Source organism: Amycolatopsis echigonensis (assembly GCF_014174495.1).
Taxonomy (GTDB): domain Bacteria; phylum Actinomycetota; class Actinomycetes; order Mycobacteriales; family Pseudonocardiaceae; genus Amycolatopsis; species Amycolatopsis echigonensis.
In genome coordinates this window covers 31,808-43,633 of sequence record NZ_JACJHR010000014.1, presented here as the reverse complement: position 1 = coordinate 43,633, position 11,826 = coordinate 31,808, and the positions used below count along the sequence as shown (strand labels likewise).

10 protein-coding genes are annotated in these 11,826 nt (G+C 68.8%); 3 read left to right on the top strand and 7 right to left on the bottom strand.

What is annotated here, in order from left to right; all coding sequences use genetic code 11:
• Positions 1–80: 80 nt before the first annotated feature.
• The gene (locus tag H5411_RS12490; RefSeq protein WP_037365795.1) at positions 81–431 is read right to left on the bottom strand and encodes an ArsR/SmtB family transcription factor; all 351 of its coding nucleotides are present in this window, start codon (positions 429–431) and stop codon (positions 81–83) included.
• A 51-nt stretch (positions 432–482) separates the two neighbouring features.
• Here H5411_RS12490 and H5411_RS12485 point away from each other — a divergent pair, with 51 nt between their 5' ends.
• The gene (locus H5411_RS12485) at positions 483–1,844 is read left to right on the top strand and encodes an MFS transporter (RefSeq protein ID WP_037365796.1); all 1,362 of its coding nucleotides are present in this window, start codon (positions 483–485) and stop codon (positions 1,842–1,844) included.
• A gap of 120 nt (positions 1,845–1,964) precedes the next feature.
• Here H5411_RS12485 and H5411_RS12480 read toward each other — a convergent pair whose 3' ends face one another.
• The 4 genes from H5411_RS12480 to H5411_RS12465 form a co-directional block, all read right to left on the bottom strand.
• On the bottom strand, positions 1,965–3,362 hold the full coding sequence (locus H5411_RS12480) for an ABC transporter substrate-binding protein (protein ID WP_037365829.1): 1,398 nt from the start codon (positions 3,360–3,362) through the stop codon (positions 1,965–1,967).
• Positions 3,363–3,397: 35 nt separating this feature from the next.
• Complete coding sequence (locus tag H5411_RS12475; RefSeq protein WP_183123837.1) at positions 3,398–4,288, bottom strand: carbohydrate ABC transporter permease; 891 nt, start codon at positions 4,286–4,288, stop codon at positions 3,398–3,400.
• A complete protein-coding gene (locus H5411_RS12470; protein WP_051166277.1) occupies positions 4,285–5,277 on the bottom strand; it encodes a carbohydrate ABC transporter permease in 993 nt (330 codons plus the stop codon). The genes H5411_RS12475 and H5411_RS12470 overlap by 4 nt, the downstream gene beginning before the upstream one ends.
• Positions 5,278–5,376: 99 nt before the next feature.
• Positions 5,377–6,585 carry a L,D-transpeptidase gene (locus tag H5411_RS12465; RefSeq protein ID WP_051166278.1) on the bottom strand — a complete coding sequence of 403 codons (1,209 nt, stop codon included), beginning with the start codon at positions 6,583–6,585 and terminating at the stop codon, positions 5,377–5,379.
• 544 nt (positions 6,586–7,129) lie between these two features.
• Between H5411_RS12465 and H5411_RS12460 the strand changes: the two genes are divergently transcribed.
• Positions 7,130–8,230, top strand: coding sequence for a prolipoprotein diacylglyceryl transferase (locus H5411_RS12460; protein ID WP_051166279.1), 1,101 nt, complete (start codon positions 7,130–7,132; stop codon positions 8,228–8,230).
• Between the two features lie 13 nt (positions 8,231–8,243).
• On the opposite strand, the gene ctaD is transcribed toward H5411_RS12460, so the two are convergent.
• Positions 8,244–10,007, bottom strand: coding sequence for an aa3-type cytochrome oxidase subunit I (ctaD, locus tag H5411_RS12455; RefSeq protein ID WP_183123836.1), 1,764 nt, complete (start codon positions 10,005–10,007; stop codon positions 8,244–8,246).
• A 249-nt stretch (positions 10,008–10,256) separates the two neighbouring features.
• A complete protein-coding gene (locus H5411_RS12450) occupies positions 10,257–11,120 on the bottom strand; it encodes a class I SAM-dependent methyltransferase (protein ID WP_037359710.1) in 864 nt (287 codons plus the stop codon).
• 310 nt (positions 11,121–11,430) lie between these two features.
• Here H5411_RS12450 and H5411_RS12445 point away from each other — a divergent pair, with 310 nt between their 5' ends.
• Positions 11,431–11,634, top strand: a complete 204-nt coding sequence (locus H5411_RS12445; RefSeq protein ID WP_037359712.1) for a heavy-metal-associated domain-containing protein — start codon at positions 11,431–11,433, stop codon at positions 11,632–11,634.
• Positions 11,635–11,826: the final 192 nt, after the last annotated feature.

Sequence of the window (11,826 nt, the reverse complement as noted above, 5' to 3'; positions counted from 1 at the left end):
TCGGGTGGCGTTCGAGCGGGCGAAGAAGCGGACGAGGTAGCGGAACCTCGCGTCGGCCGGCGGCACGCACCGCCTCCGGGCTAGTCGTGGTCCGGGATGCTGTGCAGGTGGTGGTCGGCGGCGTTCATGGCCTCGGCCAGGAGGCGTCGCACGTGGCCGCCGCGGGCGCGGTAGAGGGCGCGGCGCCCGTCCCGGCGCAGTTCGACGAGCCCGGCCAGGCGGAGCTTGGCCAGGTGCTGGGAAACCGACGGCCGGGCGATGCCGACTGCCGCGGCCAGCGACGCGACGTCGTATTCGTCGCCGCTGAGCAGCCACAGCATCCGCAGCCGGCCAGGTTCGGCGAGCATCCGCAGCGCGGTAGACGCGGTTTCGACCAGTTCGGCAGGCGGCAGCTGGGTCCATTGGACACCAGGTTCATCATGTGCGTACATGTGCACCTATCATGGGAGGCAGTCCTCGTCGGGTAGTAGGAGTGTGCCGCTGTGTTGTCGTTGTTCGGCCGCCGGGACTATCGGCACCTGTTCGGGGCGCAGCTGGTGGCGTTGTTCGGGACCGGGTTGACCACGGTCGCGCTCGGGCTGCTGGCATATCAACTGGCGGGTGCGGACGCGGGCGCGGTGCTGGGCACCGCGCTGGCGATCAAGATGGTCGCTTACGTGACGGTGGCTCCGGTCGCGGGCGCGTATGCGGACCGGGTCCCGCGGCGGGTGCTGCTGGTCTGCCTGGATCTGGTGCGGGCCCTGGTGGTGCTGGCGCTGCCGTTCGTCGACCAGGTGTGGCAGATCTACGTGCTGATCGTCGTGCTGCAGTCGGCGTCGGCCGCGTTCACTCCGACGTTCCAGGCCGTGCTGCCGGACATCCTGCCCGACGAACGCGATTACACGCGGGCGTTGTCGGCATCGCAGCTGGCCTCGACGATGGAGAGCCTGCTGTCTCCGATGCTGGCCGCGGCCCTGCTGAGCGCGGTGTCGTTCCATTGGCTGTTCACCGGCACGTCGGCGGGGTTCCTGGCGTCCGCTGCTCTGGTCGTGACCACGCGGATCCCGGACGCGGCTCGCAGCGGGCGCGGCGGCGTGTGGGAGCGGACCCTGGCCGGGATGCGGATCTACGCCGCGACGCCGCGGCTGCGGGGCGTGCTCGGGCTGAATCTGGTCGTGGCGGCGGTCGGGGCGATCGTGATGGTCAACACCGTCAACTACGTCCAGGGCGAACTCGGCCGATCGCAGGCCGACGTCGCCTGGCTGCTGGCCGGCAACGGCGTCGGCACGATGGCGGTCGCGCTGCTGGTGCCGAAGTTGCTCCGCCGGGCCGGTGAGCGCGCTGTCATGTTCGCCGGCGCCGCGGGGCTTCTCGCCGCGGTCGCCGGCGCGGTCGCGCTGTCCACGGCGGACGCCGGCGGCTGGCGCTGGCCGGTCGCATTGGTCGTGTGGGCGGTCGTCGGCGCGGGGACCGGGCTGGTCCTGACACCGGCGGGCCGGGTGCTGCGGCGGTCGAGCGCACCGGTTGACCGCCCGGCTGTCTTCGCCGCGCAGTTCTCGCTGTCGCACGCGTGCTGGCTGCTCGCCTACCCGATCGCGGGATGGCTGGCCACCGGCGCGGGGTTCACCGCGGCCTGGATCGTGCTCGCTGCTCTCGCCGCGGTGGGCGCGGTGGCCGCGGCCCGCGTGTGGCCGCGGCGAGATCCTGCGCTGGTCGAGCACACGCACGACGCGAGTACTGACCCCGAGCACCTCGCCGATGCGGTCGAGGGCGAGGACGGGCTGTGGCGGCACCGCCACGCGTTCGTCATCGACGGCCGGCACCGCCGCTGGCCGGTCTCGGCCGGTCGGCCGGATCAGGAGTGAGCGGCGGGACGCGCCGGTGACGGCCGAGGTCGATCATCAGCGCGCCGAGCCGGGCACCCGGCTCGGCGCCCACGGGACCGAAGCCGAGCAGCAGGGACGCGCCGCGGGCCGGGGGAGGGGTCAGCCGCCGAGCTTGGCGTTGTAGTCGGCGATCTGCTTGGCTGCCTTGTTCTCGGCGTCGGTGAGGGCTTGTTTGGCGTCCTGGCCTTGGAGCACCGCGGCCTGGAGGGCTTGTTCGACGTCTTTGCGGATGTCCGGCATCACGCCGACCGAGCAGCCCTGGGTGGCGGGGGTCAGCTTGGTGGCCTCAAGCTGTCGGATCGCTGTCGCGAACTGCGGTTTCTGGGCGACCCACTGCTGGTCGGCCGGTTCCCGCAGGGCGGCTTTGCTGATGGGGAAGTAGCCGGTCGAGGTGTGCCAGGCGACCTGGGTTTGCTTCCCGGCGAGGAACTTCACCAGTTCCCAGGACGCGCGCTCGCGGGCGGCGTCGCCGGAGTTGATCGTCCACAGGGAGGCTCCGCCGATGATGGGGCCGCCGGTGTCGGTGGCGTTGACCTTCGGGAAGAAGCCGGTGGACACGGTGAACGGGTTCTTCGCGGCGGCGGCGCCCTTGGTGAACTGGCCGAGCGAGCCGGTGGACTCCAGTCCGATCGCGACGGTGCCGGAGCTGAACGCGTTGTCCCCGTTGTCGGTGTTGCTGTCCAGTTTCATGGCCAGGCCCTCGTTGACCATCTGCTGCCACCACCGCAGCAGCTTGATGGTGGTGCCGGTGGCCAGGGTCGCCTTGCCGGCGCGGCCGGTGCGGCCGTTCTCGGAGTCGCAGACGGTCTGGTTCGCGATCGCGTTCCATTGCTCGACGAACCAGCCGTAGAGGGTCGCGCCGAAGCCGTATCGCACGGTTTCGCCCGAGGTGGCCTTGATCTTGCGCGCGTCCGCGGTGATCTCGTCGAGTGTCGCGGGCGGCTTGCCGGGGTCGAGGCCGGCTTTCGCGAAGGCCTCCCGGTTGAGGTAGAGCAGCGGCATGGAGGTGTTGAACGGCATCGAGTACAGCTTGTTGTCGACGGTGTAGTAGCCGGCGATGTTCGGCTGGATGTCGGACACGTCGTAGTGGTCGACGTCGATGAACGACTGCATCGGCACGATCGTCTTCGAGTCGATCATGTAGCGGGTGCCGATGTCGTACATCTGCATCAGGTCCGGCCGCTGCTGCGGGGAGGAGTTCTTGTACGCGGCCAGCGCGGTGTCGTACTGGCCCTTGTAGTTCAGGTTGACCTTGATCGTGCCGGCGTGCTGCTGGTTGAACTGGTCGACGAGCTTGCGCAACGTCTCGCCGTTGGTGCCGCTCATCGCGTGCCAGAAGTTGACGGTCACCTCGCCCTTGCCGTTCAGCGCGTCCGCGCCGGGCGCGGTGACCGAGCCGGGCGGGGGGCCGGCGTTGGTCGCCGACGAGCAGCCGGCCACAGCGGTGGCGAGGGCGAGCACGAAGGCCGCGATACCGCGGCGGTTCCGGTTCGGCACGGTGTTTTCCTTTCGTCGGACGGTGGGTGCGGTGGTCATTTCACGGCTCCGGCCAGGAAGCCGCGGACGAGCCAGCGTTGCCCGAAGATCACCAGGAGCAGGGTGGGCACGAGGGTGATGGTGACCCCGGCGAGCACGAGGGCCTGCTGGGTGCCGTTGCCGTTGGCCTTCAGCGCGAACACCGCGGTCTGCAAGGTGTTCATCGAGTTGTTCGACGACGAGATGATCAGCGGCCAGAAGTACATGTTCCAGCCCTGCAGGAACGACCACACGGCGAGCGCGGTCAGCGACGGGCGGACCGAGGGCAGCACGATCGTGAACAGGAACCGCAGGTGCCCGCAGCCGTCGATGCGCGCGGCGTCCGACAGTTCGGCGGGGAACTGCCGAAACGACTGGCGCATCAGGAAGACGCCGAACCCGTTGGCCAGGAAAGGCAGCACCAGGCTCCACTGGCTGTTCTCGATGCCCATGCTGCGGATGAACAGCGCATTGGGCACGACGATCGCTTCGTAGGGCACCATGATGGTGACCATGAACAGCCAGAAGATCGGCTGCCGCAACGGCATCCGGACGAACACCAGCGCGTAGGCGGCCAGGCACGAGGTCACCAGGTGCGCCGCCATGATCACCACTCCGACGAACAACGAGTTGAAGAAGGCGGGCAGCAGCGGAACGACGGTCTCCCGCCAGGCCGCGACGTAGTTGTCGAACCCGTAGCTGCCGCTGAACAGCCCTGGCGGCCGACGCACGAGCCGGCCTTCCGGCAGGAACCCGCCCACCACGGTGAGCAGCACCGGGAACAGCAGCACGACCATGGCCACGAGCAGCCACGCGTAGGTCAGTGCGCTGACCGGGCGCCCGGGCCGGTTGAGCGAACGGCGCCGCCGGGGCGACGTCTTCGCGGGGCGTTCGAGTGCCTGGCTCACCGGTAATGCACCCGCCTTTCCACGACGCCGAACTGGATCGCGGCGAGCACGATGCCGACCACCAGCAGGACGAGGCCCTGCGCGCTGGCGAGGCCGTAGTTGTTGTTCCCGTTCTCGAAGGCGTTGTGGTAGATCGAGAAGACCAGGGTGCTGGTGCTGCCGTTGGGGCCGCCGTCGGTCATGACCTGCACCTGGCCGAGCGCCTGCAGCGAAGTGAGCGTGGTGGTGACCACCACGAAGAACACGCTGGGCGAGATCATCGGCAGGACCACGCTGAAGAAGCTGCGCAGCCCGGTGGCGCCGTCCAGCCGGGCGGCCTCGAGGACGTCTTCGTCGACGCCGGCCAGCCCCGCGCCGAGGACGAGCAGGTTGAATCCGCTCGCGACCCAGACTGTCGCCCACGCGACGGTGAGCAGCGCCCACGGCGATTCGGTGGTCCAGCCCGGCGCGTCCATCCCGAGCAGTTCGAGCAGCCAGTTCACCGGCGACATCGACGGGTCCAGCATGAGCAGCCACACCACGCTCGCCGCCGACGCGGAGTAGGCGAACGGGAGGGTGAACAGCGTCCGGAACACGCGCATGCCGGGCAGCCGCTGGGCCAGCGGCACCGCGAGCGCCATCGGGAGCACGACCCCGGCCGCGACGACGAAGAGCGTGAAGAACAGGGTGTGGAGCAGGACGGTGCCGAATTCCGGGGTGAACAGCTGCGCGAAGTTCTGCCCGCCCACCGACCGCGAAGGGTTTCCGTTGATGTCGGTGCCTCGCGTGGAAAGGAAGAGCGCCTGCACCAAAGGGAAAAAGACAAAAGTGCCCAAACCGGCCAAAGCTGGAATGCAGAACACCATGCCCAGCAGTATTTCCCGCGGCCGATGACGCTTCCGGTTTCGCGGCCGCGGTGCGGAATCGCCGGCGTTTCCGGACCGGGCGGTCGTGCTGGGCACGGTCCGGAAGCCTGGCCTGGCTCGCTGAACGTCGTCGGTCTCGGCCATGCCGGGAATCTTGCCACTGCCGGGCCGGAGAATGACATTGTTGTAATCGGATCGAGCAGGTGCGCGCGTCAGAGCCTCTTGCGGAGAGCCCGCGTTCGTTCAGTGCAGGGCGCTGCCGGCTTGCCATTGCGGCCAGGACGCGGCCCAGTCGCCGTAGGTGTCCCAAATAGGCAGTGCCGAGCCGCCGGAGTTGGTGATCTCGACGACGTCGCCGAGTCCGAAGCGGTCGTAGAACCACTGGGCGTCGGCCGGGGCGAGGTTCACGCAGCCGTGCGACACGTTGCTGTTTCCTTGCTGTCCGACTGACCACGGTGCGGAGTGGACGAACTCGCCGTCGTTGGAGATCCGCTCGTCGAGGGCGACTTGCTCCCGGTAGTAGCCGGGCTGTCCTTTGCAGACGCCGTAGGTGCAGGAATCCATGATGATGCTGGGCTGCTTGTCAGAGACGACGTGCGTGCCCTCGTGCGTCGGGAAGCCCGGCGAGCCGAGGCTCATCGGCATCGTGTTGACCAGCTGTCCGTTGTGGAAGATCTGCAGCTTCTCCGTCTTGCCGTCGGCCTTGGCGATCCAGGAGTCGTGGATCTTCAGCGTCTCGGCGCGATCGGTCTGCCCGTACACCCCGTTGCCGAGGTTCACGCCGTACACCTTGGCGGTCACGGTGACGGTGCTGCCCGGCTGCCAGTAGTTCTGCGGCCGGTAGTGGACTTCCCGCTTGGACAGCCAGTACCAGCCGCCCGGTTGGGGCGGGTTCGCGTTGACTTGCAACGCTTTCTCGGCGGCGGCCCGGTCAGCGACGTCCTGGTCGAACTTCACCACCAAGGGCTGGCCGACGCCGACGTCCGAGACGTTCGGGGCCGGGATGAACGACGGGAACGCCTGGACCCTGGGCTGAAGGGTGCGCACCGAGCCGGTCTGCTCCAGCGGTGTGCCGCCGGGGGTCGTCGCATCGGCCTTCACCTGGTAGGAAGCGCCGTAGGCGAGCGGTTCGGACGCGGTCCAGGTTCGCTTGTCCGGGGTCGTGCGGCCGGACACCTGCTTGCCGGTCGCGGTATTGGTCACCGTGACGCTCGTCAGCGCCGCGTCGGCCGCGCGCACGACGACCGGAGTGGCCGGGCTCACCGGATCTGTGCTGGCCGGCTCGATGGCGATCGACGCCGCTTTGGCCGGCGCGGCCGACGTGCTCGCGGGTGCGGATTGCCGGTCCGGCGCGGAGGTGCAGGCCGCCGCGCCGAGAGCCACCACGGCCAGGAGTGCCGCAATGCGGTGCCGCCGGGCCGTGTACCGCTGCTGTGCAGTGACTCGTGCCACGACTGCTCCCTCGTTCCGAAACCAACCCGGTTTTCGCTACGAAGAAAGATAGTAGTACGGCCTCGGGTGCGCGGTGCCATGGGCTGATGTACTAATTGCAATAGTAGGCAGGTCGAGTCCGGGCGTGCCCGAACGGCAGGGGCCGGGTGTTCCGAGCCGCGGCACGGGAGGTCGGATCTGTCGCGCCGCCTCCGATCGCGCCAATCGCCGACCCGGCGGCTGCCGACGAGTCGCGGTCGCGGGGGCGTCCGATTTTCTGGCGCCTGCTGGCCGACGGTGTGTCGCAGGCTCCGCCAAGCCGCGACTTAACACTAAGTAAAGTAGTACTATCACACATAGTTGATAGCGCGGCAGGGAGCGTGACGTGGGAAAGAAGGCACACAGGAGCGCGGTCGGCGCGGAAACCGGAAGTGCTTCTGCGACGCGGAAGCCGGCCGGAGCCGCGGCCGGCGGCCCGGCCTCGGCAGGGAAGCAGCAGGCGCACGGCGGTGTCCCTCCTGCCCTCGCCGGTCGGCCAAGGCCGCCGTCGAACGTCCGCGCGCCGGTGCCCGCGAGTGCCGCGGCCGAGGAGGAGCTGCAGGTCGAGCAAAACCGAAGGGAATCCCTGGGGTGTCTTGACCGCGTCACGGCCGATACCGGACCACAAGTCGTAGCGGCGACGTACTGGTTCGACGCCGCGCCGGCCGGGGAGCCTTACTCGGTCGACATCCGCTTCACCGGGGTGCGCGACGACGTGCGCGGCAAGCGCACCGCACAGGACCGGTTCGACGTCGTCGAGCGCGTGGCCGGCGTCTTGCCCGGCAGCGGCCGGATCGGGGTCACGTCGCGGGTCGAGGGGCTGAACCCGGGCGCGTGGCGGGTCACCGCCGGGCCGGCGGCGCGGGGCGGCTCGTCCGGCGTGCGGCTGCCGCGGCGGACCAGTGCGGCGAACAGCCGGTTCGGGGTGCTGGCGCAGGGACCGAAGGTCAGCCTGCTCTCCTGGCCGGTGCTCGTCGGGCTCGGCGCCGTGCTGGCGCTTGTCCTGCAGTCGGTGCTGTCCGCGCGCTGGGGGATGAACTTCGGTGTCGTGCTGGCGGTTTCCGCGATCGGCTGCCTGCTCGGTTTCGTCGGCGGCAAGGTCTGGTACCTCGTGCTGCACCGCAAACATCCGCGGGAGCTGCTCGCCTCGGGCGCGTGCATTCAAGGCTTCCTGCTCGTCGCGCTCGGCGTGGTGGTGGGCGGATCGCTGCTGGCGGGGTATCCCGTCGGGACGGTGCTGGACGCCACGGCTCCGGGGATCTTCCTGGGCATGGCGGTGGGCAGGCCCGGGTGTTTCCTCACCGGGTGCTGTGCGGGCAGGCCGACGACGTCGCGGTGGGGCCTGGTCTCGTCCGACCGCCGCCTGATCGTTCGCCGGTTCCCCGTCCAGCTGGTCGAAGCGGCCGCCGCGCTGGTGATCGGCGTGGTGTCGCTGGTGCTCGTTCTCGCTGCGCAGCCGTCGGTGCACGGCGCGATCTTCGCGGGCGCGCTCGCTGCCTACACCTTCGCCCGGCAGCTGCTGTTCCCGTTGCGCAGCGACCCGCACACCGCCACGGGCCGAGCGGTGACGATGGCAGTGTGCGGGCTGGTCTTGATCGGTGCGGTGGCGGCGCAGGTGCTCGCTTAGCGCGCCGCCCCGTTCAACGCTGCTGGCTGGTGTTGTCCTGGTCGTCCCCGGAGGCGACGAGCTTCTGCGACGGGGCCGCGACGTGCTTGGCCTTGCCGAAGAAGCCGATCTCGCCTTCCGCGTGGAGGCGTTCGACCATGTGCGGGTAGTACAGCTCGAACGCGGGGCGCTCGGAGCGGATGCGGGGCAGTTCGGTGAAGTTGTGCCGCGGCGGCGGGCAGGACGTGGCCCACTCGAGCGAGTTGCCGTAGCCCCACGGGTCGTCGACCGTGACGATCTCGCCGTACCGGTAGCTCTTGAACACGTTCCAGATGAACGGCAGCGTGGACGCGCCGAGGATGTACGCGCCGATCGTGGAGATCGTGTTCAGCGTGGTGAACCCGTCGCTGGCCAGGTAGTCCGCGTAGCGCCGCGGCATGCCTTCCGCGCCCAGCCAGTGCTGGACCAGGAACGTGGTGTGGAAGCCGATGAACGTGGTCCAGAAGTGCCACTTCCCGAGCTTCTCGTCCATCATCCGGCCGGTGATCTTCGGGAACCAGAAGTAGATCCCGGCGAAGGTCGCGAACACGATCGTGCCGTAGAGGACGTAGTGGAAGTGCGCCACCACGAAGTAGCTGTCCGACACCTGGAAATCCAGTGCCGGGGCGGCCAGCAGAACTCCCGAAAGGCCGCCGAAAAGGAAGGTCACCATGAAGCCCATGCAAAAGATCATCGGCGTCTCGAACGTCAGCTGGCCTTTCCACATCGTGCCGATCCAGTTGAAGAACTTCACGCCGGTCGGGACCGCGATGAGGAACGTCATGAAGGAAAAGAAGGGGAGGAGCACGGCTCCGGTGGCGTACATGTGGTGCGCCCACACCGCCACCGACAGGGCGGCGATGGACAGCGTCGCGAAGACGAGCCCCTTGTAGCCGAAGACCGGCTTGCGGCTGAACACGGGAATGATCTCGGAGACGATCCCGAAGAACGGCAGCGCGAGGATATAGACCTCCGGGTGGCCGAAGAACCAGAACAGGTGCTGCCACAGGATCACCCCGCCGTTGGCCGCGTCGAACACGTGGGCGCCGAGCTGACGATCGGCGAGCAGGCCGAACAGGGCCGCGGTGAGGATGGGGAACGCGATCAGGATCAGGATGCTCGTGATCAGGATGTTCCAGGTGAAGATCGGCATCCGGTACATCGTCATGCCCGGCGCGCGCAGGCAGACCACCGTGGTGACCATGTTGACGCCGCCGAGAATCGTGCCAAGGCCGGAGATCAGGAGCCCGGTGATCCACAGGTCGGCGCCGGCTCCCGGCGAGTGGATGGCGTCCGACAGCGGGGTGTAGGCGAACCAGCCGAAGTCGGCCGCGCCTCCGGGGGTGACGAATCCCGACACGACCAGCAGGCTGCCGAACAGGTAGAGCCAGTACGACAGCGCGTTGAGCCGCGGGAACGCCACGTCCGGCGAACCGATCTGCAGCGGCAGGATGAAGTTCGCGAACCCGAACACGCTGGGCGTCGCGTACAGCAGCAGCATGATCGTGCCGTGCATGGTGAACATCTGGTTGTACTGCTCCTGCGACAGGAACTGCTGCCCGGGCTGGGCCAGCTCCGTGCGCATCAGCATCGCCAGCGCGCCGCCGATCATGAAGAAGCCGAACGAGGTGACCAGGTACATCACCCCGATCTGCTTGTGATCCGTCGTCCGGAACAACCGCAGGAGGAGCGACCCGCTGGCCGGCGGAGGGGAGGCCGGCGACGGCCGGATCGCGGCCGGGCTGGGGGTGACGACCATGGACGACTCCGTTCGGCTTGTCCGCGCCGCGCAAGGAACCTCGGCACTGTCTACTATCGCAGATAGTACATTCGCGGCCGATCGGTGCACTCGGAGGTTGTCTCGCACGGCGCGACAAGGTCGGCGACGGGGCGCCGTCGCTGTACTCCGCAAAACGGTGTCGTGAACTTTCGTGCGGCGGACCGCGGTCAGGAGTGCCGGGAAGCAGGTGGACCGCGGCGGCACGGGGTTTGCGCGGGAAGTGTGCTGTCAGTTCGGGTCGGGCGCTCGCCGTGCGGCGACGAGATAGCCGGTGCCGAGCCAGCCGCGGCGGCTCCGGCTCGCGGTGGTCTCCGGATGGCTGCGCCACCGCCGGGTCCATCGCCGGGCGACCTTGTCGAACGGCGGCACCAAGGCGGTGAGGTCGTAGAACACGACGTCCTCGGGGCGCAGTCGCGCGGTGCGCAAGGCCACGCTGAGCCGGCGGGAGGTCAAGGCGCGGATTCCGGATCTGCGCACGCCGTGGCGCCGCTCGGGCCGGATGCCCAGCAGTCGCTCGACTCGGCCCAGCAGGCGTAGTGCCGGCCAGTAGAGGAACCATTCGAAGGCGCGATAAGGGCTCAGCGGGTTGAGCATCGTCACCACGACCAGCCCGCCGGGCCGGGCCACCCGGGCGATCTCGTCCAGCGCGCGGCGCACGTCGACGTACTCGAGGACCCCGGTCGCGAGGACAACGTCGAAGCTCCCGTCCGGGAACGGCAGATCTTCGATGCGTGCCACCGAGAGGCGCAGATCGCGGCGTTGCCCGGTCTGCCGGCCGACGGCATCGATCATGGCCGGGGACCGGTCGCAGGCGGTGATCCGGAAGTCGCCCGGCCGCGCGTCGAGCAGGTGACGGACCAGCATGCCCGGCCCGCAGCCGACATCCAGGAGATCGCCGCCGCGGCATTGTCCGAGCACCTCGTCGACGACATGGAGACGCGAGCGGAAGTACCGGGCAGGCGGGCCCCACCCATCGTGCGAGGCGGCATATCCGGACACCAAGGCGGTATCGGCATAGTGTGCCCCGACGCGATCGTCGCGTGCGTCGTGCCTGGGTTGCCTGGCCTGGCCGCTGGTGCCGCCGAGTGCCATCCTTGCCTCCGTGGTCCGGTTGTCTGGTCGCGAGTGGCCACTACGACGGTTAAGACTATTTGGGATAGTAGATCGTTACAGCGATATCGCTGAATGCCGGGAATGCGCGGATATTCCTTGGTGTCCGCCGGTCGCGGCCGGGCGTCAGCGGAGGCTGGGCGGCAGCGTCGGCTCGATCGTCGACGGTGTCGTGCGTTTCGATTTTGGCTGTCGCGCGGAGATCCTGACGTGTGTACCCTACGGGGGTAATGTAATGCGGTGCGGCGGAACGGTCCGCCGCACCGCATCGGCCAAAGGGAAGGATCCAAGGATGGCGACCACTGTCTTCACGGTGAAGGGCATGACGTGCTCGGGTTGCTCGGCAAAGGTGACGTCTGCGGTTCAGGGCGTCGAGGGCGTGTCGGAGGTCGCCACCGACGTCTCCAGCGGAGAGCTGACCGTGGTGAGCGACGGGCCTGTCGACGCTGCCGTGGTGCGGTCCGCGGTGGCTGAGGCGGGATACGAAGTGGCCTGAGCCGTGGCAACAGGTTCAGGCGGCCGGGTGCGCGTGCGGCAGGGGAGACCCGTGACGGCGTCAGGTTCGAGCCGGATGCGGCAGGCGCTCGCCTCGGACGCTGTCCGCGCTGTGCTGGTCTGCCTGCTGGGCTGTGCGGTGCGCGCACTCAGGAGCAACGTCGAGGGCTCGGCCGCGCGATGCGGTCGCGCG